The sequence below is a fragment of the Pseudomonas duriflava genome, assembly GCF_007830155.1.
Taxonomy (GTDB): Bacteria; Pseudomonadota; Gammaproteobacteria; order Pseudomonadales; family Pseudomonadaceae; genus Chryseomonas; species Chryseomonas duriflava.
In genome coordinates, this window is sequence record NZ_VLKY01000011.1 from 103,222 (window position 1) to 126,966 (window position 23,745).

Genomic DNA, 23,745 nt, shown 5'->3' on the forward strand with positions numbered 1-23,745 from the left:
TCATTTTTACCACGGTTGTGCTTCAAAACGGCCTGTTCGGGTCTGTCTGCCTGTCCTGTGTAACGGAAGTGACACATGCGCCGCCTACCGTCCGCTGCCATTCCATCTGCCCCACGACGCAGGAAGCCTTACCGTGAGTACACGACAGCAACGTACCGCCTACGCCGCGTTCAAGATCAGCACGCTGACCTGGGCCATTACCGCCGCCATGCAGGGATGGGCCCAGGAGGTGCAGGATGCCACCTCCGTCACCGAGCACATGACCATCTATGGCCAGGCCGATAGCCTGGACAAGGCCTTGCAGGAGCAGCGCGACTCCGACAGTGTCGAGAGCGTGGTACATGCCGACAGCATCGGTCAGTTGCCTGACGATAACGCTGCCGAAGCCTTGCAGCGGGTACCCGGTGTGTCTACCGAGCGGGACCAGGGCGAAAGCCGCTTCGTTCGGGTTCGCGGCCTCGGTCCGGATCTCAATAGTGTCACGATCAACGGCACGCTGGTGCCTGCTCCGGAAAGTGATCGTCGCGCCGTGGCTCTGGATGTCTTGCCCAGCGAACTCATTCAGTCCATGTCGGTGATCAAGACCCTGACGCCGGACATGGACGCGAACTCTCTTGGCGGCACCATCGAAATTGAAAGCCTGTCAGCCTTCGATCACGATGATCTGTTCTATTCGCTCACCGCACAAACCAGTTACGACGAGAACCAGAATCGCTTCAGTCCCAAATATTCGGGTGCCATCAGTCAACGTTTCAGTCTGGGAGAGGGTTTCGACAATTTCGGCGTCGCCGCCGCGCTGAGTTGGCAGGACCGCCATTTTGGTTCCGATAACGTCGAAACCGGAGGGGACTGGGACTTCGATAATGGAAACCGACTGGAAGGCTTCGAGCAGCGTGACTATGTCATCAGCCGGGAACGAGCCGGTGGTGCCGTGAACTTTGACTACCGGCCGGACGATGACACCAGCTATTACCTACGCACGTTGTATAGCCGCTTCAAGGATACCGAAACCCGTAATGCCACGGTCTTCAGTTTCGAGGATGCGCTTGCCGAAGGCGAGACCGGTGAAACCGTGATCAGCCGTGAGCTGAAGGATCGGACTGAAACCCAGAATATCCAGTCCTATGTGCTGGGCGGAGAGCGCCAGCTCGAGAACTGGACAGTCAAGGCACAGGCAGGATACAGCCAGGCCGAAGAACGTACACCGCTCCATACCGACTCGGCGTCTTTCATATCCGATGCGCTGGATGCCGGATTCTATGATGGTGAACAACCGCACGCCGTTAGCAGCACAACGGCCCTTGCTTCCAGTAATTACACCCTGGACGAGATCGAGCGGTCGCGTTCGTACACGTCAGATACCGAAAAGAACATCCGGCTGGACCTAGCTTATGACTATGCGATGGCCGGATACGACTCCCAGGTCAAGTTCGGCGGCAAGCTGAGCCGCCGTACCAAGAAGAACGACACGGATGTATGGAGCTATGAGGATCTGAGTGATTACGGCCTGACCGATGACGCGCTCAGTCTGAGTAATTTTCAGGGCAGCACGCTCGACTATGCCCTGGGGGCCGACCGCTATGGAATCGACAGTGATGCCGTCAACGGTGTGATCGCTCGCCTGAATGCTGGCGATTTCTATGATGAAGAAGAGTCCCTGATCAATGATTTCACCATGCATGAGGACATTAACGCAGCGTATGTCATGAACACGGTGGATATTGGGGACTGGCGCCTGATCGGTGGTGTGCGCTACGAGGGAACCGACTTCCAGGCCAGGGGCACCGGCATCATCGACGGCACCTTCCAGAGCATCGATCGGCAGCGTCGTTACCATCACTGGTTACCGGGATTACATGCCCAGTATCAACTCGATGAGGATACAAAGGTCCGGGCGGCCTGGACTAACACCGTCGTACGGCCTACGTTCGGGCAACTGGCGCCCGGCTTTGTCATTGACGATGACGAGGCCGAATTCGGCAATCCCGATCTGTCGCCCCTGGAGTCCAGCAATCTGGATTTAGCCATCGAGCGCTACATGGGCCACGCCAGCGTGATATCCGCTGCCTTGTTCTACAAAGACATCAAAAGTTTCATCTACAACACCGACCTGGCTGGAAGCGGCGCCTATGCCGACTTCTCCGAAGCGGCGACCTATGCCAACGGTGACAAGGCCGAGGTGTACGGGCTCGAGCTGGCCTATTCGCAAAAGATGACAATGCTACCGGCCCCCTGGGACGGGTTGCTGCTGGGCGCCAATGCCACGTTCAGCCGATCCAGTGCCGACATCGAGGATGCGCAGGGAAATCGGCGCAGTATCTCGTTGCCGAGCCAGTCGGATGTTACAGGTAACCTCATGGTCGGGTACGAAAAGGACAAGGTCAGCCTGAGGCTGACCGGCAACTACAAGTCGGACTATCTCTATGAGGTCGGCAATGTCAGCGACAAGCGTTACGACACCTACGTAGACGATCAATTCTTCGTCGACTTCAGCGCACGCTATTTCCTGACCGACAACCTTCAGGTCTTTTTCGAGGCCCAGAACCTGACGGATCAGCCGTACTACGTCTTCCAGGATGAGCATCGCTACAACTATCAGTACGAAGAGTACGGACGCACCTTCACCGTTGGCCTGACCCTGACCCATTTCTAATCCTATATGCGGCGCCTGTACGGCTTCGCCCGGCAGCGCCTATCGAGAATGCAATGCCATACCACGTTTCACGTTACCGTCCTTGGTGCCTGTTGCTTACACTGGGGCTGGCCGTTTACCAGAACGCGTCGGCCTCTGAGCTCGACATGTACGTCCAGGCGCTGCCCACCCATCTGGAAGTCGAAGCCGTCGCCTGGCTGCCTGCCCTGGACACCCTCAAGGCCGACCGTGCACTCATCAGCGATGAGGAGGGCTTGCTCTTGCTGGCTCCGAACGGCCAGATCGAGGCGCGTCAGGCCGGGCGTTATGAAGGGCTCGATACCCGGACCCTGGGCGCGGGCGTCGTGATCGCCACCTACGACAAGGCACAGGATGCGCCCGCCCTGTTGGTCCGGAACGGCAATCAGTGGGAGTCGCCGCAGGTGTTGCCCACAATGGATTTTACCGTCAGTGCTCTGTGCCTCTACCGCGACGATGTCCAGAATCTATTCGTCTTTCTAGCCGGGCAGGGCGGGCAGGGCGTGCAGTATCTGGTGGGGTATGGCGACCGATTGCTGCCTGCGGCCCGTGAAGTCCGACAGTTGGGCATGCCCGCCAATGTAACGACCTGCAGTGTCGATGATCAGGCAGGCGTGCTGTATGTAAACGAGGAAACAGTCGGGGTCTGGGCTTATGAGGCACACCCTGAGGCCCGCTTCGAGCGCCGTCCGGTCGATCTGGTGAAGCCTTTTGGATCGCTGGCCAAAAGCGCCGGAGCGGTAGCCGCTGTGCCTGGCGGAGTGCTGGTCATGAACCCCAAGGCCAACGTGCTCCATCGCTATGCCTATGACGGTCAGGCCTGGCAGCCCCAGCCGCCATTGGCCGTGCGTGGGGAGGGCACGGTCGACCAGCTTTCCGCTCGCCCGCAGGGTGATCGCGTGGCGCTGCTCATGCGCGACGATGACCGCGATGGCCTGCTCGCCGGGACGCTGGCTGGCGCCAACCACGTGGAGTCGATCTCCCATGATCCGATCGTTTTACCGAGTGGTCAGACGGAGGAAGTCGGCCGTCATGGCGATGCGGCAGACGATCCGGCTATCTGGGTCAGTTCTCATGAGGCCACGCACAGCCGTGTGCTGGGTACGGACAAGCAATACGGGTTAATCGTCTACGATCTTCAGGGTCGCATGTTGCAGCGCTTGCCGAGCGGGCTGCTCAATAACGTGGATATTCGACCCGGGTTCAAATGGGGCAACGAGCGCGTCGATCTGGCCGTCGCGAGCAATCGAACCGATAACAGCCTGACACTATTTTCCATCGATCCGGCTACCGGTAATGTAGCGGAAATCGGCCGGGTTCCCACGCCTTTGAAAGAGGTTTATGGCTTCTGCCTTTATGCGCCGGCGCCCGGCGACATCCAGGCCATCGTGAACGACAAGGACGGTACCTTTCTCCAATACCGCCTGAGCGGTACGGGTGGGCAGGTCCGTGGCGAAATGTTGCGCCAGTTCAGGGTTGGCTCCCAGCCGGAAGGATGCGTCGCAGACGACCGGCATCACCGGCTGTTCGTCGGCGAGGAAGACGTTGCGGTCTGGACCCTGACGGCTGATCCCTTCACACCCGCCGCGCTGGAGCCGGTCATCCGCGCCGGGGAGGGCGTCCAGGCGGATATCGAAGGGCTTGCGCTCTATCGCAGTGATCAGCACGACTACCTGATCGTGTCCAGCCAGGGAAACAACCGCTATGTGGTCCTCGACGCCCAGGCGCCATACCGGCTTCGCGGCACGTTCCAGGTAGGTCTTGATGCTGAAGCTGGTATCGACGGCACGTCTGAAACCGACGGCCTCGAAGTGACATCCGCCGATCTGGGCGGTGCCTACAGCCAGGGCATGCTGGTGGTTCAGGACGGTTACAAGCGGTTGCCGGAAGGTACCCAGAATTTCAAATACGTGCCGTGGAGCCGTATCAGTCAGGCCTTGAAGCTGCCCTGATCCGTTATCCCTTACCCCAAGAGTTCGGCCGAATGGGTGGCCGAATTAACAAGGAGAGCTAGTGATGAGCACAACCCTTGAGCACATGAGTGTCTGGACCCTCGTCAGTGATGCCAGCCTGCTCGTCAAAACCGTCATGCTGATTCTGGTCGCCGCGTCGTTCATCAGCTGGTACGTGATCATGCAGCGGGCCATGACGTTACGAGCCGCTGCTCGTCAATTGCAGATATTTCAGGCGCGTTTCAATGCAGAGTCGGATTTCGATCGTCTCGCCGCAGACGCCTCCAGCCGTCAGCCCATTGGTGCAGAAGCGCTGTTCCTAAGCGGTTATCGTGAATTCAAGCAGCTTCATCTCCAAGCGGGTACACCGCCCGAAGCGATGACGGAGGGCGCGGAGCGAGCCATGTATGGCGTTATCCAGTCCGAGGAGGAGCGCCTGGAAAAGGGGTTGTCCCTGTTGGCAACCATAGGGTCGACCAGCCCTTACATTGGCCTGTTCGGGACGGTCTGGGGCATCATGAATTCCTTTCTCGGGCTGTCCCAGGTCGAGCAGGTCTCCCTTTCTACCGTCGCGCCAGGCATCGCCGAGGCGCTGATCGCTACAGCGGTCGGCCTGTTCGCCGCTATTCCGGCCGTTATCGCCTATAACCGTTTCGCCTCTCGTGCCGAGACGCTGATGGGGCGGTACTACGCCTTCGCCAACCGCCTGCAGGCCATCTTCCATCGCCGGGCCCATGGCGCGGCGGCACAGCCATTAACCGCGGCAGCATGAGGGTCCGGCCATGCTTCTTACGCGTACTCGCAAGCACAAGCCCAAGTCCGAGATGAACGTCGTACCCTATATAGACGTGATGCTGGTCTTGCTGGTGATCTTTATGGTCACCGCACCCATGATTCAGCAAGGGGTCAAGGTCAACCTGCCGAAGGTAGCCAGCGAAGCGTTGCCTACGCTACACGATCAGCAGGTATTGACACTGACGGTCACGGCTGATGGGCACTACCACTGGAACCTGGGGCCTGCTGTCGAGGTGAACGGGCGGACCGATGAGGCGGCAAGTCTGGATGAAATGACAGCCAAGGTCAGCCAGATCATGCGCGTCCGTAGTGATACGCAGGTTCTGATCCGCGCCGACAGCGCCGTCGATTACCATGCTGTCGTCTCGGCCATGGCGGCCTTGCAGAAGGGCGGTGTTCCTAACGTAGGGCTCATTACGGAGGCGCCACAGTCGTGACCACGGCCACTTTTGCTGCGGAAAGGCTGTTGCCGGCTGGTGTAGCGCTGGCAGTGCATGGAGTCGTGATCACCGCGCTCATTCTGGGATTGAAGCCGACGCTACCACCATTGCCTATGCCGTCACCCATGCAGACTACACTTGTCCAGTTGCCACCTGAACCTGCGCCTACCGAGGCTCCAGTTAGGGAGCCGGTTGCGGCGCCGCGTCCTCAGCCGGATATAGCCAGACCAGTCCCTGTGCCGCCCCCTGTCGACGAGGCCTTGCTGGCCAGGCGGCGTACCGAGGCCAAGCGACTGGACACCGAAAAGCAGCAACGCCTCGCGGAGCGTCGTCTCGCCGAAGAGAAGCGGAGCCGTGAAGCGCAGCGTCTAAAGGCTCGCCAGCTGGCTCGGCAACACGAGGCAGATGTACAGGCACGAACCGAGGCGGAGCGACAAGCTACCGATCAGGCCCGTCTGGCCGAGGCACGGGCTGCGCGTGAAGCTGCTGAAAGAGCTCGTGCCCACATGGCCGATACCGAGGGGGCATCCTCGACCATCAACTACGAGCCGTTGGTAAAAAAAGCGCCGGTCTATCCGGAGCGCGCGTTGGGGAAACGTCTGGAAGGCGACTGTACGGTCGAGTATACGGTCACGGCCAAGGGTACTGTATCGCAGCCGCATATCGTCAGCGGCGCGTGTGACGATGAGGTATTTGCCCGGCCCTCCATGGCGGCGGCGTCCCGTTTCAAATACCAGCCCCGGATCGTTAATGGCCACGCTGTAAAAGTCACCAATGTACGGAATACTTTTCACTTCCGCCTGCAGAATTGAAGCTACGCATCGGTCATGGGTAGGCAGCCTTATGTCAGGAAAGCTCTCTAGGCGCTTGGCTTGTTACTATGGATTCATGCTATCACTCTGCTGAAGGCCTTCTGACAGGTTATTGCCAGCGCGCCTGAACAATAAAAAGAGGGGATGCCATGAAAAACTGGTTCAAGCTATTCAAATCAGACTATTTCGAGAACCAACCGGTCAAGGTTTTTGAGAAGCTAGATACCGATATGAATGAAGAGGAGCTGCGCCTGGCGCTGCGTGCGGTTTACCGGGAATACCGGCAGCTGAGAAAGGATGCAGAAGCAGAGCGTGACGCCGGTAACTACGTAGGTTGCCTAGGCGAGCAGTTAAGCGACAGGCATTCAATGTTTTATCGCTAAAAAATATGTCTTTATGCCTGAAAAAAGACTCTATGAACATCTGTCCTATCGATGAGGTCATACGTATCAAGCTAAGTCTCCTTATAAAAGATAGTCTTGAAAGCCTCGTTTTATGCGAGGCTTTTTCGTAAGAGATTAGCGTTCGGATTCCAGGATTGCGTTCACTCAACGGAGGCCCTTGATGTCCAGGTATGAACTCTTGCAAACGGCATTCACGAATCAGGAGCGAGAAACGAACGAATACTGGTCAGATCTTTCAGATAAAGCCCAACAGATCAGAGACGGCTTCGAAGCCTATCTAGAGTTACCGCAACGTACCTTTCACGACAGTGACCACGCCGAAAAATCTTATGTTCGGCTGGGTAGGCCTGAAGATGATCAATTCATCGAAACGCACTCTACGGATCTGCCAGGTATCAATTCAGCTATTCACTTTGGTATAGGCGTCATCCTCGAAAAGGCTGCTGATATTTTTCCCAAGCGTCTTGTCTGGATCAGGCTATCCATCCGTAAAAAGGGTGGCATTTATTATGTGCGGAGCGAGGATGCAGCTGTAGATGAAGAAGTAGCAGAGTCTGATAAGGAACTCGACTTTTCAGATGTATACAAAGGGCTCTTTCGGTGTCTAGAGCGTTTTCTCAGCGCTCGCCCATAAGCCAGGCGAGTGGGTAAACAGCATAAGCTTACTCTGTTTACGAGCACATTTTTAATTCTGCCGAGAACCAGCGTTACGCTAGTAGCTACTTTCTTTTGCAATGCTTTAGCGCCTCACCCGGAACTGTCCTGACCCTATGAATTGGCTTTAGATTCAATAGGTTGAAAGTAAGCAATACTCAAGCTGACAAAAGGGCCAAGCCGCTATCGTAGACTGCCAAACCGTTATGAGTTTGTTTGTCGGATGGGCTATGATCGCCTGTGACAGATTGGATACCGCCTTAGCGGAAAGGCCGAGGCGTTCATCTCGAAGTGATTATCAGATTTTCGATTGAGGGGATGCCATGACTCAGGGAAGCATTGACTGGGACAAGCTAGGGTTCGATTACATCAAGACCGATCTGCGTTATCTGTCTTATTGGCGTGATGGCGCTTGGCAGGAAGGTACGCTGACGGAAGACAACGTGCTGCATATCAGCGAGGGCTCTACCGCGCTTCATTATGGTCAGCAGTGCTTCGAGGGTCTCAAGGCCTACCGCTGCAAGGATGGATCGATCAACCTGTTCCGGCCAGACCAAAATGCGCTGCGCATGCAGCGTAGCTGCGCACGGTTGCTGATGCCCTCCGTCCCGACAGATGTTTTCATTGAAGCATGCAAAAAGGTCGTACAGGCCAACGAGCGTTTTATCCCGCCGTATGGCTCAGGTGGCTCCCTGTATCTGCGTCCCTTCATCATTGGCGTCGGTGACAACATTGGCGTACGTACAGCGCCTGAGTTCATCTTCTCGATTTTCTGCGTACCGGTTGGCCCTTATTTCAAGGGCGGGCTAAAGCCGCACAACTTTGTGATCTCCAGCTATGACCGTGCCGCACCGAACGGTACTGGTGCGGCCAAGGTTGGTGGTAATTACGCTGCCAGCCTAATGCCGGGCATGCAGGCTAAGGCGCAAAGCTTTGCTGACTGTATCTACCTGGACCCGCAAACGCATTCGAAGATCGAAGAAGTGGGGTCCGCAAACTTCTTTGCCATTACCCATAACGATGAGTTCGTGACACCTAAATCCGCCTCGGTGTTGCCTGGGATTACTCGTTTGTCCTTGATCGAGTTAGCTCAGTCTCGCCTAGGGCTGAAGGTAGTTGAAGGTGATGTCTTTATTGATCAGCTCGATACTTTTAAAGAGGCCGGTGCGTGCGGAACCGCAGCCGTGATCACGCCCATTGGAGGCATTGAGTACAACGGAAAGCTCCACGTTTTCTACAGTCAGGACGATGTAGGGCCAATAACGCGCCGCCTTTACAGCGAGCTTACCGGCATTCAGTTTGGTGATGTCGAAGGTCCAGCGGGCTGGGTTGTTAAGGTCTGAGTTTGAGCTGACAAAAGAGCCGCTACGGTTTCGAAACCAGCCTGATCTTTGGAAAACCCCTGTTCTCTAGCAGAGCAGGGGTTTTTTATGCGCTTTATGCTCTGATGGAATCCTTTGGGCGAAGAAGACCGATACTGAAAGCTACCAGGCCTATCCTGTCGATGTGGTCTGCTACGGCATAGTATTAAGCACGTCTAACCAAGCCCCTCCACCCCTAGAACAACGGCTAGTTAAGCGATTATGCTGAATGTTTAAACACTCAAGCGTAAACCACACATAAGTTCTTAACATTGCATGCTGATAGGTATTACAGCATTTAAAGCTGCATAGCCTCTGGTTGTGGCTAATGTACTTTTAGTCCCTCTACTGGCATTGGTCGACCCAGATAAAAGCCTTGCGCCTGATTACAATGCAGACGTATTAGCAGATCCAGTTGCTCTTGGGTTTCAACTCCTTCAGCAGTGATCGTAAGCGACAGGGCCTGCCCCAAGCCTACAATGGCCTCAATGATTGCCTCACCATTGGCCGATCCGTCCAGCGCCGCAATAAAGCTGCGGTCGATCTTGATGCCATCGAAAGGATATGTGTGGATATAGCTCAATGATGAATAGCCCGTGCCAAAATCATCCATGGACAGCCGGACACCTAATGCCTTGAGTTCGTTCATAGTAAGTAACGCCTCGTCGGCATCTTCAAGCATAACGTTTTCGGTTATTTCTAATTCTAGCCGCTCAGGTAAAAGACCAGTTCCATCCAGAACGGCCCGTATACGAGATACGAGATTCCCTTGCTTAAACTCAAGAGGGCATAAGTTAACCGAGACAAAAGCCGAGTCCTTCCAGGTGGTCGCTTCCAGGCAGGCCTGGTGCAGTACCCAATCACTTAACGGTACGATCAGCCCACTTTCCTCGGCAATCACAATAAAGTCATCTGGACTCAGATATCCACGGATCGGATGTTGCCACCGCACCAAGGCTTCGGCCCCCATAAGACGGCCGCTTTGCACCTCATAACGGGGCTGAAATTCCAGGCGCAGCTCGCTTCGCCGTAGCGCGAGCCTCAAATCTGTTTCAATCTGTCTACGCAGTAAAAGACGATTACTCATCTGGGCTGTATAAAACTGCCAGGTATTACGACCTGCTGCCTTGGCTTCGTAAAGGGCTATATCAGCAAAACGCAGCAAATCATCGGCCTGGCAGCTGTCTTGAGGTGCCGAGACGATACCTATACTGCAGCCGACATTGACTTCGTGCTTGTCTATTACCATCGAGCTTCGCAGGGTTTCAAGCAGACGTCGGCAAAATTTTTCTATAGTCAACTGGCCTGACATACCACTGGCGACGATAACAAACTCATCACCACCGATACGGGCGACGAGATCATCGTCACGCATGCATTCTTTAAGGCGCCGTGCAATCTCTACAAGGACCTGATCACCAGCGGCATGACCCAGTGTGTCATTAACAGGTTTGAAGCTATCCAGATCTAGATAGAAAAGCTGTAATGGATTTTCCAGGGTAGGCCGCGTTTTGAGCTTGGCCTCAAGAAAGCTATACATGGCACGTCGGTTGGCCAGCCCTGTCAGGGCGTCTTCCTGAGCATCCTGGAGGCGCTTATTTTCTTGAAGTTTCCGCTCGGTAATATCCTGGAGAAACGCGGTAAAGATCGTGCGGTCTTCAATGTGTACAGCAGTAACTCGTATTTCAATAGGGATAAGTACCCCATCCTTGCGTAGCGCAGGATACTCTAGCGACTTACCGATAAGGTGGATTTCCCCTGCGGTAAAATAACGTTTTATACCTTCTCGATGAGCTACTCGAAAAGCGGGCGGGATAATAAGATCTTCAATCAGTCTGCCCACGGCTTCTTCTCGGCTCCAAAGAAAAATCTCTTCAGCTTTACGATTCCAGGCGGTAACGATTCCGTTTTCATCCATCCCAATATAAGCGTCACTTGTATTTTCCAAGATTGCGCTAAGCTCAGCTTCGCGCTTGAGCAGAACGCTGGTGCGCTCTTCAATTGTTTGCTCAAGTTTATGCTGAAAAGCAGTCAACGATTCCTCAGCGCTTTTACGGTCCTGTATATCCTGAATAACACAGACATAATGGGTTAACTTCTCCTGGTGGTCCTGTTGCTTCGTAACCATCAAGTTGATCCAGATAGGGCTACGATCTTTCTTGATATACCGCTTTTCCAGCTGAAATTGATCGATCTCCCCAGTAGCCATCTTTTTAACCAGGCTTAGGCCTATGGGGAGATCTGCTGGTACGGTAATGTCCTGAAAGGTCAGCTTAAGAAGCTCTTCTCGGCTATACCCCAACATTGAGCATAAAGTGTCATTTACGTCGAGCCATTGCCCTTTAAGTGAAACCAGAGCAATTCCAACACCGGCGCGTTCAAAAATAGTGCGAAAGTTTGATGCGTTGGCTTGTGCCTGTTCTTGAGCGGTAAGAAGCTGAGCGCTTTTAACAAGTTCTGCTTCCCGGCTTTGAATCTCATGCGTGACGATGTCGGCCAGGCCCTGCAAGGTTCTTATTTGGCTGTTTGTCAGTTGGCGGGGGCGGGTATCAATAATACAAAGCGTACCCAGCGCATACCCATCCATGGTTGTCACAGGAATACCGGCATAAAAACGAACCTTGGGTTCACCTACAACAAGCGGGTTTTCTGCAAAGCGGGGATCATTCAATGCATCCGTAACAATCAAGGGCTTATTTTGCTTGATGGCATGCGCACAAAAACTCTGCTCACGAGGCGTCTCGGTAAGCCGCATGCCCACTCGCGACTTAAACCATTGCCTATGACTATCTACTAGGGTTACCAGGGCGATAGGAACGTCGAGAGTTTGCACTGCCAGTTCCGTGACGCGGTTGAAAACGGGCTCAGCGTCAGTATCCAGCAGGCCCAGTGTACGCAGACGAGCTAAACGCTTGTACTCAGTAGTAGCCAGAGCAGATTCTTGTGGATCCTTAGGCATCGGTCTTGATCTCATCTGCCGGGCTATGTAAGCGAAAGGCTACGCTTCTAAAATACGTATGTTCTTATCGTAGTCTAGCTCTAATAAAACCTTGCCTTGAGCGGACTTTGAGAAAGTAATTTCCATGAGCCTCAATGCTTTCGGCCCCTTATGAGTATAGGCTAAATGCCATTATTGCAAGGCTGCCAGGTCAGCGATAAAGAGTGCAACGCTAAAAGGTCATCAGTTCCCTTTTTACAGGGCAGACGGCATGTATCAGTAGCTGATTTTTTGAAAAGATTGCTCAGTAAACGCTATTGGGTAACAGCACGATGCTGCCGATATCAGCTCGGACAGATTTTGAGCTTGGCCATCCGCGTATTTAAATCGATACGGCCGTTCGGTCTTACTTAGGGCCAAAGAAGCCTATAAGCCAGAGAGTTAGCGCCTAAACACACATCCGGAAGGCAAATGCAAAGCGATTTGCTCAAGCAGCGTGCTGAAACTGACATGACCGCAGCGGCTATGACAGAGGTGGCTGCCTCTATTAATGAAGTGGCAAGCCATGTACAGCAAACAGCAAGTGAGGTCTATAAGGCTTATGAGCTGGCTCTTCAAGGAGATAAAGTAGCAGGGGCTTCTCATACAGCTACCCAGCGTTTGGCCAGCACAGTGAAAAGCATCGGCTGTGCAGTTAATCAGTTAGCAGAAGAAACTCACCAGATTACTGTTGCTTCAGGCATGATTCAAAGCATTGCCTATCAGACCAATCTATTGGCCTTGAACGCTGCAATTGAGGCAGCCAGAGCCGGAGAGCACGGGCGTGGATTTGCGGTAGTGGCTGAGAAGCAGAACAGGGAGTTTAGTATGTAGTTGAAGCTCAACAGGCGTTAGAAGGAATACGTACAGCTGTTGAGCGAATCAGCGACATGAGTCAACAAATGGCTACTGCATCCGAAGAACAGTCTATTGTTGCTGAAGATATCGCACAGCAAATTAACAAGGTTGCTGAAACAGTCGAGACTAGCGCTGGCCATGCTGATATTACAGTTAACCGTGGGCAGGAACTTGAAAAAGTTGCTCAAGATCTTCGGGTGCTAGTGGAGCGTTTTAGTTTTAATAGATAAGACCTTCCCCCTTTGCGGCATAAAGAAATCAAAAGGGTGATTAGGAAAAGATCTTACTATGCGACTGAAGGCGGTCTCGACTTTAGACAGGGCTAGGCGAAGGTTACCTCTGATTTACAGACTGCCAGAGTACGATTTGGCTTCCTTCCCAGCTTCCTTTGCTTGGTTCCTTTCGGCATATAAATAACAATAAGATTATGATTTGTGATTGAACGCCATGTGTTTAGGGGCAGAACATCCAACAAGGAACCGGTCTTCGAATCTCGGTAGCTGTAGATTCCTAGCAAGACTTTCATAGGTGAGCCTATTACAGGTAGAAGTCAGTAATAATTTGAACTTCAGGCTGCCTAAGCACATCCCTGAATCTGTAGATCACTGACTTTAGGACGCTCCCCTTATGATAGGGCAACCGTTAAAACTGGCCGCGGCCTTCATGTTGTCTTTCACTCCGCTCATGGCGCCAGCGGCTGATCAGATTCCTAATACTCTACTCGATCGAGCCGAAGCCCATCAGCCTGATTATCTCAGAACGCTGGAACAGTTGGTTTCGATTGATTCTGGCACAGGCCAAGAGGAGGGGATTGCTAAGGTCCAGACAATACTGGTTGACCGTCTTGAGGCGCTAGGCGCCGATGTCAGTGTAACCTCGGCCAGCCCATCAGTCGGCAGTAATATTATTGGTACGATTAAAGGCACGGGTAAGGCCAAGTTCCTGTTAATGGTGCACTACGACACTGTATTCGGGCCCGGGACAGTCATTGAACGCCCTTTCCGCAAAGATGAAGCGCGTGCCTATGGGCCTGGCGTAGCGGATGCAAAAGGGGGCATAGCAATGATTCTTCATTCGTTAAAGTTGTTGAAAGAGCAAAGCTTTGAGCAGTTCGGGACCATTACCGTTCTTTTCAACCCTGATGAAGAGACCGGCTCGGCTGGATCGAAGGCGGTTATCGCAGATCTGGCGCGCCAGCACGACTATGTTTTCTCTTATGAACCGCCTGAAAAAGAGGCCGTTACCGTAGCTACAAACGGAATCAATGCCGTTCATCTTTCTGTTAAAGGTAAGGCCTCTCATGCAGGTTCCGCTCCCGAAGCGGGGCGAAATGCTGTGATGGAACTTGCCTATCAGCTTGTTAGGCTTAAAGATTTAGGGAGTCCTGAAAAAGGAACTACCGTGAACTGGACCATTGTAAGGGGAGGAGATAAGCGAAACATTATTCCGGCTTCAGCTGTCGCTGAGGGGGATATGCGTTATTCAGATCTCTCTGAATATGATCGCGTCCTTTCAGAGGGCACAAAGCTTATCCAGAAAAAGCTGATTCCTGATACAGAAGTTATGTTTCGTATCGATAAAGGCCGGCCTCCCCTGGTAAGTAACCCAGGCTCAAAACAACTTGCTGAACGAGCCCAAAGTCTCTATTCGGCCATTGGACGTAATTTAGAACCTGTTGCAATGAGATTTGGTACTGATGCGGGTTATGCCTATATACCTGGTACAAACAAGCCTGCCATTCTCGAAACTATGGGTGTCGTTGGGGCTGGGCTTCATTCACCGGAGGAATATATTGACCTATCGAGTATTGCACCTAGGTTGTACCTAAGCGTAAGCATGATCATATCCCTTTCTAAAAAAGAGCTGACCGTGGCGGAGTAGCGACTACATATAGCAGAGTCAGAAAGGCCTTCATCAGCTTTTGAGCTGAAGCCCACCTGATTTTTGGCCAAGACCATATTGTAGGCTAGGAAGCTTTGCGGAAGGTAATAATGTTGGTTGTTTTTATTGCCAGTAATAGTATGGGTTTTATAGAAAGCGCCGTTTCGCTTGACTTTGTTGGTAAATTGTTTAGTTTGGGCGCCCATGCAAACCTTCATCAATCCTATCGCCGCGTATTATTACTACCTGATCTCTTTCGGGTGGTAGGTGCTGCGCAGCATTCCGAACCGCCTGTTGCGGCTCAGTGAATGCACTCTCACTCAAGTCTCTGCAGGCCCACTAGCCTAGGAGACCTACCCATGAATACCTCTCAGCAAGACCTTCTCCATCTGTTGGAAGAACGTGGTTTTGTGCATCAAATTACCGACCGTGATGGTCTGGGTAAAGCGCTCAGCAGCGGCCCGCTAACAGCCTATCTTGGCTTCGATGCCACGGCGGACAGCCTGCATGTCGGGCATCTTCAGGGCTTGATGCTGATGCGCTGGATGCAGCGCGCTGGGCACAATATCCTTTTGCTCATCGGGGGCGCGACGACCCGTATTGGCGATCCCAGCTTTCGCGACAGCAGCCGTCCGGTCCTGAACGATGCGCAGATCGCGCATAACATGTCGGGCATCGCCAAGGTATTTTCAGCGTACCTGGAAGTAGGCGATAACGATGGTTCGGCCAAGGTCGTAGACAATGCCGACTGGCTTGATGGCCTGGGCTACCTGAGTTTTCTCAATACAGTCGGCCGGCATTTCTCGATCAACCGTTTGTTAACCTTTGATGCTGTCCGTAATCGCTTGGACCGCGAGCATTCGTTGTCCTTCGAGGAGTTTGGTTACACCCTGCTTCAGGCGTACGATTTCGTCGAGCTGGCTCACCGTCACGGTTGTACATTACAGCTGGGCGGTGCGGATCAGTGGGCCAATATCATTAATGGAGTCGAGCTGTCCCGTCGCCAGGGCGGCCCGCAACTGTACGGCCTGACCATGCCACTGCTGACTACCAGTGACGGCAAAAAGATGGGTAAGTCAGCTCAGGGCGCGGTTTGGCTCAACGGTGACAAGCTGCCAGCCTTCGATTTCTGGCAATTCTGGCGTAACTGCGATGATCGTGATGTGGGCCGTTTCCTAGCGTTGTTCACTGAACTGCCTATGGATGAGGTTCGCCGCCTGAGTGCATTGGAAGGTGCTGAACTCAATCAGGCGAAAATCGTTCTGGCTAACGAAGCGACTCGGTTATGCCACGGTGAGGCTGCTCAGCGCGATGCTGAAAAGGCCGCCCGTGAGCTGTTCGGCCAGGGTGAGCAAAGCGGAGCCGTGCCTTCGATCATTGTAAGTCGTGCCGATTTACAGGCTGGGTTGTCATTGACGGATCTTTTGGTAAATGCAGAACTGCAGTCTTCACGTAGCGCTGTACGTCGTCTAGCAGACGGTGGCGGTTTGCGTCTTAACGACAAGGTTGTCCAGGATCCGGATGCTCTTCTGACGCAAGAGGTAGAAGGAGGGCGGCTGAGCCTGGGTAAGAAGCGGCATTTCCATATTGTAATTCAGGATTAAACAGCCAGCGCATGCGAGGCGGCGGGTGGCTGCCGCCTTCCGATTGCTTAATGATAACAATGCAATTGGGTGAAATAGATTTTAGGGCGGCCGCCTGTCCTGTAGCGGGTGCTTTGGCCAGCGGATTCATCCGTCAGGATAACTTTACCTGCTACTAAGGTAATGCAGTTGGAGGCGAGGGAGCAGCGAGTTCGGCTGGTTGCTGAGCCGTGTCGTCTGATACGAGGTTCTCTGCTTCAGCTGGTAAAGCTGTGTCGGTCGTTATAAGTGGAGCCGCTTCTGGAGGCGGCGCAAGCGGCACTGAAGAGAAGCCAATCTCATCGGGCGGAGCTTGGAAAGTAGCTGGCTCTGGCTGGACTGTGGCAGCAGCAGGAGCAGGAGTTTGTGCTTTCGCTTCCGGTAGGCTTAAATCTCCTTTCGGTTTTTCCAGAAGATGCGCGCTTTGCTTGATATGAGGCGGGAGGAAGCTTTCAACTAGAATGAAATAGCGGTCGTAGAATTTATCGGCCGTTACGGTCTCGCTGGCAACCTTAACCATTGAATCACTGGTAGAGCCAATAGGCATCGATACTGAGCCTAACACTCCTACGCCCAGGCTAGCCGAGTTATTGATCTTTTTCAGTGCGTAGCGATCTTGCAGCGCATTGGCAAACATGGTCGAACCTGTAGCGCCATTAGCCACGCACACTACGTTAAAGCTGATTTCCATGTGCGTTTCGCCGGTTTGCTGAAAGCTTTTTCGGCCACTGACGAGCTTGGGATCGTTGTTGGTGATGATGTAGCCCTGACTTAGAAGCGCACGGCGAGCGGCTTCACAAGCAGCTGTATCGCTGATGGAATAGTTACGCGAGAACGTTCCGGAATCGTCAAAATTCTCATGTTCATACACGGCGGGTTGTGATGAACAGCCTGCCAAGCCCAAGAAAAAAAGAGCGAGCCCCAGGCTATTACGACTGATTAACGATGACATGGCAGTTACCGGAGCAAATGAGCGTAGTGTGCGCCATAGCGAGATCAGCGCGTAGGTAAAGCAAAGAGTAACGCGCATCGAACGTATAGCGATTCTTAGATTGACGACAGGGGCTGAAGAGTCACACTTGGATTCTTATCAAATAGGTCGTTCGTTGATAAGCCAGCTGACCTGGAGCCTCAAGCGGGTGCAACCGGTTTTTTTGTCCGTTTCCCTGCTGATCGGGTACCTTTCGTTGAAGGTTTCCGAGGGCTAGCCTTACGTTTTTTCTTCCAGGGCGCCGCTGTACGATCTATTGAAAGAGCCGGTCCGGTGATGGTTAGGTGTAGTCCCATGCAACGCTCCACTTGCTTAGTCATCCAAGCAGACTGCTTAGCTACAAAATCTTCCAGGCTCATTTCACCGTTTTGCACCATGTCGAGCGCCTGTTCCCAGATAGCAGTCGTACCCGGGTCGGCAATCGCGCGGGGCACCGCATCGATGAGAGTGAAGGCGGCCGGAGTGGCTGCCAGTGCCTTACCCTGTTTGGTCAGGTAGCCACGGTCCAGTAATCCCTGAATGATACCGGCCCGTGTCGCTTCCGTACCGATACCTGTTGTGTCCTTGAGCTTTTGCTTCAAACGAGGATCTTCAACGAGTTTGGCGACGTTCTTCATGGCCTTGATCAAGTCACCTTCGGTAAAAGGCTTGGGCGGCTGGGTCCAGAGATCCTTGAGCGTTACTTCCGCTACGCTGCAGTTTTGGCCTCTGCTTAGGGTAGGCAGGGGTTGGGGCAATGTGGATTCTCGTCCTCGAGCAGGCGTAAGCGCTTCCGGTAATGCACGCTTCCAGCCCGGTTCGATAACGCGTTTGCCCACTGCGCGCAGGTCATAGCCGGCGCACTCAAAATCCGCCTGAGTACGATCGTATTCATGGTTGGGCAGAAACTGAGCCAAATAACGCGCCCGGATGAGTGTATAGACGGCACGTTGCTTACCTACTAACCGATCCAGGGCCACAGCCGCTGCGGTAGGAATGATGCCATGGTGGGCGCTGACTTTTGTATCGTTCCAGGCACGCGAACGGCGTTGCGGTTCTATATGTTCCATCAATGCGTTCAAGGACGGGTCTGCGCGCCCTAGCGCAGCCAAAATGGCAGGCGCCTCGCCATGTTGGCTTAGTGGAAGATAACCGCAATCACTGCGAGGGTAGGTAATGACCTTGTGAGTTTCATACAGCGCCTGGGCAATATCGAACGTTTCCTGAGCGCCGAGGCCAAGCTTTTTCGAACACACTTCCTGTAATGTACCCAAATCAAAGGGCAGGGGCGGCGCCTCGCGTACGCGCTCCGTCGTGAGTTTTGTCACTTGGGCTGTCGTTACGGTACGCATGGTCTCAGCCGCTACTTGGGCCAGCTCATGGTGCAGGCAACGCCCGTGCTCATCACAAGCATCTTCTGGGGCGCGCCATTGCGCAATAAAGGGAATGCCTTCCGCTAGTAGCTGAACATCAATGGCCCAATAAGGAACCGGTACGAAATTTGTGATGGTACGATCACGGTCAACGACCAGGCGCAGCGTAGGTGTCTGCACCCGGCCTACAGGTAAGACGCCTTGGTAGCCGGAGCGGCGACCCAAGAGGGTAAACAATCGGCTCATATTCATGCCGATCAGCCAGTCCGCCCGTGAGCGACCAAGCGCCGAATGATAAAGATTGAAGGTTTCAGCCCCGGGTTTAAGGGTTGCCAAGGCCTTACGAATAGACGCTTCATCCAGGGCTGAGAGCCAGAGCCGCTGTATGGGGCCACGGTAGCGACAATGTTCGACCAGCTCGCGGGCAATCATCTCGCCTTCACGGTCAGCGTCGGTAGCAATAACCAGTTCCCGCGCTTCGCCCAACAGGCGTTTAACAGCTTTAAACTGACTGGCTGTCTTGGGCTTGACCAGCATCTTCCAATGCTCGGGTACGATAGGTAAATCGTTCAGGTCCCAACGCTTATAGCGGGCATCATAAGCATCTGGCGGTGCTGTCTCTAACAAATGACCAATGCACCAGGTCACTGTGACGTTCGCGCCTACCCAGCATCCCTCACCACGTCGGTTTGCACCGAGTACCTTAGCGATATCTTTTGCTTGGGAGGGTTTTTCACACAAAAAAAGCCGCATAGCTGCCATGAGTCAAAGTTGTTACCGTGACATACAGCATGCGCAATGGCGAACTTAGGAGCAACTCTTATCTGTATATTTATACACCTTGTAGGTATAAAGAAGTTCTAGCGACGTGCTGCCTGAATTCCCTGTAATAGTTCTTCATCGGAAAAGCGCTCATGCCATTCTAAAGGTAATGACAGTCGTACAGACTGCGCCCCTCCACTAGGCGTACAGCTCACCGCAACATGGCCATTATTATCTTGTGCTCGTTTTTCTGCGGCCTTACTACGCTTGGCGTTACTACTTGAGAAAGCTTGCACGCAGGTCCAGACAGTATTCTCTCGATCCTGAACGTCTCTCTGCTTCATAAGCGGTGCCTTCCTGATAGACGGAAAAGTTCGTCCGCTCCGGTAGGGTTAGAGGAGCGGTATGTCATCTATCGGACACCTATATAGAGCCTGTATTCTCATCGGCTAACCGGCAGAAGTAATCTTGTGAGCTAACTTATAAGTAAAATTGGGTTTTCCACCTAAGCTATATGCTTAATGGATAAGCAGTCCGCAATCGAAGCGGAATTGAGAATGAGTTAGGCAGTCTTAATACACCATCGGTATGTAATAAGTAGAAATAAAAATTGAAGTAATTTAATAAAGGTTACCCTTGTAAGTACTATGGTTTTTAGTTTGTGTTTTTAAAGGTAACCCGCTTATTCATTAAGCCGGTTCGGTAGTCACTTAATGCTATCCGTTTCAGACATTAGGCTTTATGGTAATGCTTTCGCATCTAAAGTCTGTAGGACTATTGCGGATAATCTGCCAGCACACCAAGCATTGCTCACATTACTGATGTGTTAGCAGTGAGTGACTAAAAGTATCTGCGTAATTGAGCCGAGTTCCCTGCGATGTCCGAACGTACTGCCCAAACCGTTATTGACATGGATTCGACAGCTGAATCGGCCATATGCAGTATTAAACGTTTGTATGAAACTGAAGCTCGACTGCAGTTTATTGTAGAAGCCGCTTCGTTGGGTGAGTGGAAGCTTGATCTCGATAGTGGTTTATTGAACTGCTCTTTACGTGATGACTCTCTATTTGTTTATCCCGGTTACCCTGACAGCCAGACACTTGCCACTTTTCTTGAGCGCGTTCATCCAGAAGATAGGAAATTGGTTCAGACGGCTATCAGCGAGGCCGCGAAGTCATTTCGGGAGTTTCGGTTCGAATGCCGAATTCAGTTGTCTGCACAGAGAATGCGTTGGGTTTGTGTAAAAGGCAGTGGTCGCGATGACGGCGCACAAGGGCGATGCCTGCAAGGAATCGTCATCGATATTACCGAGCAAAAACGCACTGAGGCGATCGCACAAGGCCAACAGCGCGCTTTGGAGCTAGCCGTATCCGGGGCACCTTTGCACTCTATTCTCAATATTCTGACCCAGTCGGCGGAAGAGCAGTCGGGAGGAAACGTTAATGTTGTCGTCCTGCTAATAGACGAAAGCGGTAAGCATTTGCGGATGGGTTCCAGCCTTTCGCTTCCTGAGGCTTATAACCAGTCCATTGATGGCTTGGCCATTGGCCCATTGGCGGGCTCTTGCGGTTCAGCCGCGTTTTTCCGTCGTCCTGTTATTGTCAGTGATGTTGAGACCGATCCGCGTTGGGTTGATTTTCGCCATCTGGCCTTAAGTTACAACCTACGTGCCTGCTGGGCTCTACCCATTCTGTCAACGCAGGGCAGAGTGCTGGGTACGATGGCTTTTTATTGTAATGAGGCTCGTGAGCCAACTGCCAGTGAACTGGCTGCTATGGCACTGCTGGTCAATACCGCGGCGCTGGTGATCGAGCGTGACTGGGAGACAAAGGAGCGGGCCCTAGCCGAGCAAGCCTTACAGGCAAGCGAGAAGCGTTTTCGCTCGCTTGTCCAGGCTACGAATGCAATTGTCTGGACAGCCTCGCCAACGCTGGAAATCGTGTCGCCCCAACCTGACTGGGCCGCTTTCACTGGGCAGACCTACGAAGAGATGCAGGGGTTTGGATGGATGGAGACCATTCATCCTGAGGATCAGGCAGAAACTTCTTCCCTGGGAATGAGTATGTTACAGAGCCCACGGCCTGTATATGCCGAGTACCGGTTACGTCGAGGCGATGGTCAGTATCGGTATTTGAGTGGCTATGTCGTGCCGATCTATGACGCCAAAGGCGTTTTGAAGGAGTGGGCTGGAAGCTATACAGATGTTACCGAGCGCAAGGAGAGCGAGAAGCGTCTTCACCATCTTGCCACGCACGATACGTTGACAGGATTACCTAATAGGATCTACCTGAACGAACACCTTCAGGAACTGATTGATTTCACGCCGGATCATGAATCGATTGCAGTCATGCTGATCGATTTCGATCGCTTCAAGTATATAAACGATTCAATGGGGCATGAATCAGGCGATGCTATGTTGCGTCAGGTCGCCCATCGGCTCAAAGCGGCCTTGCCCTCAGGCGATCTAGTTGCTCGGCTGGGTGGGGATGAATTCGTGGTGCTTGCACACGTCTCTTCTGGTCTTAAATCAGCCGAGGCTATTGCTGATGAGCTGATGAAAGCAATTGCATTGCCTGTCGATATCGCAGGGCATCCGTTTTTTCCAGGTGCCTCCATTGGAATCTGTTTGTATCCCCAGCAGGGTAAGACAAAGGAAGAGCTCATCCAGCATGCGGACATCGCCATGTACCGAGCCAAGGCAGCAGGTGGTCAGTGCTATCGCTTCTTCTCAGCGGAAATGAGCATCGAAACGAAACAGCGCATGGCTTTGGAAATGGCATTGCGGGGAGCGATAGAGAAAGAAGAATTTGCACTCCATTACCAACCGCGGCTCCGGCTGCCGGATATGCAGGTTCAAGGTGTTGAGGCGCTGATTCGCTGGCATCATCCGCAGCGGGGAGTGATTTCTCCTCTAGAACTAATACCGGTAGCAGAAGAAACCGGGATAATTAATGAGTTAGGAATTTGGGTTTTGCACAAGGCCTGTATGGATATCAGCGCATTGAACGCCTGTCTTGGCTGTTCGTTGCGTGTATCTGTCAACCTTTCACCACGGCAACTCAAGTCGCCTCATTTAATAAAGCAAGTAAGGCAAGCCCTCGAGCACTCACGCCTAGACCCTGCACTGCTTGAGTTAGAGCTTACTGAAAGCGCCTTTATTGAGGATATGGATCTGTCGACTCACGTCATGCGTGAGCTAAAGGCGCTTGGGGTGTACCTGGCCGTCGATGATTTTGGTACAGGATATTCTGGACTGTCCTATCTCAGACGCTTTCCTATCGACGTCGTAAAGCTTGACCGTACTTTCGTTACCCAGCCAGCGGAGGGCATGGACCGCTATGCCTTCATCAAAGCTATTACTGACATGGCGCATGCCTTGAATCTATATGTTGTCGCGGAGGGCGTCGAAGATACCGACACGCTTGATCTCCTGAAAAAAGCGACCTGCGATGAGGCGCAAGGATATCTTTTTGCCAAGCCGCTGCCTTATGACGAATTGCTCCGTTATCCCTTTCGGGAGTGAAGTCGCAAGAAAGTAGGGCCCGCTCCGCTTGAGACATCAAAAAGTTGACAGCAGTAGTCGGCCAGCAAAGAAGACCAGCACCAAGCCCATGGTGCGCTCGAACCAGTGCCCCAGGCGCAAAAACGCGGCGCGTATATAGGGGCTTGAAAACAGCAGGCCCACCAGCATGAACCATGCGGCGTTGACACTGCACATCCAGAGGCCATACAGCGCTTGGACATGAATCGGAGTCTCACTACTGACGAGTGTTGTAAAAATAGCTAGAAAGAAGAGTGTGGCTTTGGGATTGGTAGCATTGGTCAAAAAGCCCACCAGAAAAGCTTTTCCAAAAGTGGGTTGCTCTGTATGAAAAGCGTTTGGAGCGACCTCGCTTGTAGGTGGCGATGCTTTACTCTTGATAAGACTGATCCCGAGATAAAGGATATACGCGCCGCCTGCAAGCTTTGCTATGCCCAGTAGCCATGGCCAGGCATGCATGAGTGCTCCGATGCCCAACAAGGTATAAAGCACGTGGATCGAGATGCCTGCACCGATCCCTAGCGCAGTGAATAAACCTACCAGTCGACCGAAGCGAACGCTTTGACGCACTGTCACGGCAAAATCGGGCCCTGGAGCAATAACAGCCAAAAAATGAATAATGGCCAGGCTCAGAAACTCGGTCATATAGGAAGAGAACATTTCGGTTCCTGA

Annotated in this window: 16 protein-coding genes and 1 pseudogene; 13 read left to right on the forward strand and 4 right to left on the reverse strand. The window is 53.0% G+C overall.

The window, feature by feature from the left end; genetic code table 11:
• Positions 1 to 133: 133 nt before the first annotated feature.
• From IQ22_RS16105 to IQ22_RS16140, 8 genes are all read left to right on the forward strand, one after another.
• On the forward strand, positions 134 to 2,653 hold the full coding sequence (locus IQ22_RS16105; RefSeq protein ID WP_425298872.1) for a TonB-dependent receptor: 2,520 nt from the start codon (positions 134 to 136) through the stop codon (positions 2,651 to 2,653).
• A gap of 53 nt (positions 2,654 to 2,706) precedes the next feature.
• A complete protein-coding gene (locus IQ22_RS16110; protein WP_145143829.1) occupies positions 2,707 to 4,623 on the forward strand; it encodes a phytase in 1,917 nt (638 codons plus the stop codon).
• A 64-nt stretch (positions 4,624 to 4,687) separates the two neighbouring features.
• Entirely contained in the window at positions 4,688 to 5,395 is a 708-nt protein-coding gene (gene tolQ / locus IQ22_RS16115) for a protein TolQ (RefSeq protein ID WP_145143832.1), read from the forward strand.
• A 10-nt stretch (positions 5,396 to 5,405) separates the two neighbouring features.
• Positions 5,406 to 5,855, forward strand: coding sequence for a protein TolR (gene tolR, locus IQ22_RS16120; protein ID WP_145143834.1), 450 nt, complete (start codon positions 5,406 to 5,408; stop codon positions 5,853 to 5,855).
• Complete coding sequence (locus IQ22_RS16125; protein ID WP_145143836.1) at positions 5,852 to 6,670, forward strand: energy transducer TonB; 819 nt, start codon at positions 5,852 to 5,854, stop codon at positions 6,668 to 6,670. The genes tolR and IQ22_RS16125 overlap by 4 nt, the downstream gene beginning before the upstream one ends.
• A gap of 149 nt (positions 6,671 to 6,819) precedes the next feature.
• The gene (locus IQ22_RS16130) at positions 6,820 to 7,053 is read left to right on the forward strand and encodes a hypothetical protein (protein WP_145143837.1); all 234 of its coding nucleotides are present in this window, start codon (positions 6,820 to 6,822) and stop codon (positions 7,051 to 7,053) included.
• 181 nt (positions 7,054 to 7,234) lie between these two features.
• Positions 7,235 to 7,708, forward strand: coding sequence for a hypothetical protein (locus tag IQ22_RS16135; RefSeq protein ID WP_145143839.1), 474 nt, complete (start codon positions 7,235 to 7,237; stop codon positions 7,706 to 7,708).
• Between the two features lie 343 nt (positions 7,709 to 8,051).
• Positions 8,052 to 9,071, forward strand: coding sequence for a branched-chain amino acid aminotransferase (locus tag IQ22_RS16140; protein WP_145143841.1), 1,020 nt, complete (start codon positions 8,052 to 8,054; stop codon positions 9,069 to 9,071).
• 343 nt (positions 9,072 to 9,414) lie between these two features.
• Here the strand turns inward: IQ22_RS16140 and IQ22_RS16145 are convergent, their stop codons facing one another.
• The gene (locus tag IQ22_RS16145) at positions 9,415 to 12,048 is read right to left on the reverse strand and encodes a bifunctional diguanylate cyclase/phosphodiesterase (RefSeq protein WP_158635445.1); all 2,634 of its coding nucleotides are present in this window, start codon (positions 12,046 to 12,048) and stop codon (positions 9,415 to 9,417) included.
• A 453-nt stretch (positions 12,049 to 12,501) separates the two neighbouring features.
• Between IQ22_RS16145 and IQ22_RS23855 the strand changes: the two are divergent.
• The 4 genes and pseudogenes from IQ22_RS23855 to tyrS all read left to right on the forward strand — a co-directional run.
• Positions 12,502 to 13,154, forward strand: a pseudogene (locus IQ22_RS23855) (methyl-accepting chemotaxis protein); the annotation flags it as partial.
• 397 nt (positions 13,155 to 13,551) lie between these two features.
• Positions 13,552 to 14,805: a M20/M25/M40 family metallo-hydrolase gene (locus tag IQ22_RS16155; RefSeq protein ID WP_145143845.1), complete on the forward strand. Its 1,254-nt coding sequence runs from the start codon at positions 13,552 to 13,554 to the stop codon at positions 14,803 to 14,805.
• 110 nt (positions 14,806 to 14,915) lie between these two features.
• Entirely contained in the window at positions 14,916 to 15,113 is a 198-nt protein-coding gene (locus tag IQ22_RS16160) for a hypothetical protein (RefSeq protein ID WP_145143847.1), read from the forward strand.
• A 51-nt stretch (positions 15,114 to 15,164) separates the two neighbouring features.
• Complete coding sequence (gene tyrS / locus IQ22_RS16165) at positions 15,165 to 16,409, forward strand: tyrosine--tRNA ligase (RefSeq protein ID WP_145143849.1); 1,245 nt, start codon at positions 15,165 to 15,167, stop codon at positions 16,407 to 16,409.
• A gap of 154 nt (positions 16,410 to 16,563) precedes the next feature.
• Here tyrS and IQ22_RS16170 read toward each other — a convergent pair whose 3' ends face one another.
• A complete protein-coding gene (locus IQ22_RS16170) occupies positions 16,564 to 17,379 on the reverse strand; it encodes a DUF2242 domain-containing protein (RefSeq protein ID WP_145143852.1) in 816 nt (271 codons plus the stop codon).
• Positions 17,380 to 17,558: 179 nt separating this feature from the next.
• Entirely contained in the window at positions 17,559 to 19,523 is a 1,965-nt protein-coding gene (locus tag IQ22_RS16175; RefSeq protein ID WP_244309211.1) for a DNA topoisomerase III, read from the reverse strand.
• Between the two features lie 886 nt (positions 19,524 to 20,409).
• Here IQ22_RS16175 and IQ22_RS16185 point away from each other — a divergent pair.
• On the forward strand, positions 20,410 to 23,055 hold the full coding sequence (locus IQ22_RS16185; RefSeq protein WP_145143858.1) for a sensor domain-containing protein: 2,646 nt from the start codon (positions 20,410 to 20,412) through the stop codon (positions 23,053 to 23,055).
• A gap of 36 nt (positions 23,056 to 23,091) precedes the next feature.
• On the opposite strand, the gene IQ22_RS16190 is transcribed toward IQ22_RS16185, so the two are convergent.
• Positions 23,092 to 23,733 carry a LysE family translocator gene (locus IQ22_RS16190; RefSeq protein WP_145143860.1) on the reverse strand — a complete coding sequence of 214 codons (642 nt, stop codon included), beginning with the start codon at positions 23,731 to 23,733 and terminating at the stop codon, positions 23,092 to 23,094.
• Positions 23,734 to 23,745: the final 12 nt, after the last annotated feature.

Bases quoted from the DNA above. Each gene is read 5' to 3' on its own strand.
- IQ22_RS16110 (WP_145143829.1), top strand. From the start codon at position 2,707: ATGCCATACCACGTTTCACGTTACCGTCCTTGGTGCCTGTTGCTTACA.
- tolQ (WP_145143832.1), top strand. From the start codon at position 4,688: ATGAGCACAACCCTTGAGCACATGAGTGTCTGGACCCTCGTCAGTGAT.
- tolR (WP_145143834.1), top strand. From the start codon at position 5,406: ATGCTTCTTACGCGTACTCGCAAGCACAAGCCCAAGTCCGAGATGAAC.
- IQ22_RS16130 (WP_145143837.1), top strand. From the start codon at position 6,820: ATGAAAAACTGGTTCAAGCTATTCAAATCAGACTATTTCGAGAACCAA.
- IQ22_RS16135 (WP_145143839.1), top strand. From the start codon at position 7,235: ATGTCCAGGTATGAACTCTTGCAAACGGCATTCACGAATCAGGAGCGA.
- IQ22_RS16140 (WP_145143841.1), top strand. From the start codon at position 8,052: ATGACTCAGGGAAGCATTGACTGGGACAAGCTAGGGTTCGATTACATC.
- IQ22_RS16145 (WP_158635445.1), bottom strand. From the start codon at position 12,048: ATGCCTAAGGATCCACAAGAATCTGCTCTGGCTACTACTGAGTACAAG.
- IQ22_RS16155 (WP_145143845.1), top strand. From the start codon at position 13,552: ATGATAGGGCAACCGTTAAAACTGGCCGCGGCCTTCATGTTGTCTTTC.
- IQ22_RS16160 (WP_145143847.1), top strand. From the start codon at position 14,916: ATGTTGGTTGTTTTTATTGCCAGTAATAGTATGGGTTTTATAGAAAGC.
- tyrS (WP_145143849.1), top strand. From the start codon at position 15,165: ATGAATACCTCTCAGCAAGACCTTCTCCATCTGTTGGAAGAACGTGGT.
- IQ22_RS16170 (WP_145143852.1), bottom strand. From the start codon at position 17,379: ATGTCATCGTTAATCAGTCGTAATAGCCTGGGGCTCGCTCTTTTTTTC.
- IQ22_RS16175 (WP_244309211.1), bottom strand. From the start codon at position 19,523: ATGCGGCTTTTTTTGTGTGAAAAACCCTCCCAAGCAAAAGATATCGCT.
- IQ22_RS16185 (WP_145143858.1), top strand. From the start codon at position 20,410: ATGTCCGAACGTACTGCCCAAACCGTTATTGACATGGATTCGACAGCT.
- IQ22_RS16190 (WP_145143860.1), bottom strand. From the start codon at position 23,733: ATGTTCTCTTCCTATATGACCGAGTTTCTGAGCCTGGCCATTATTCAT.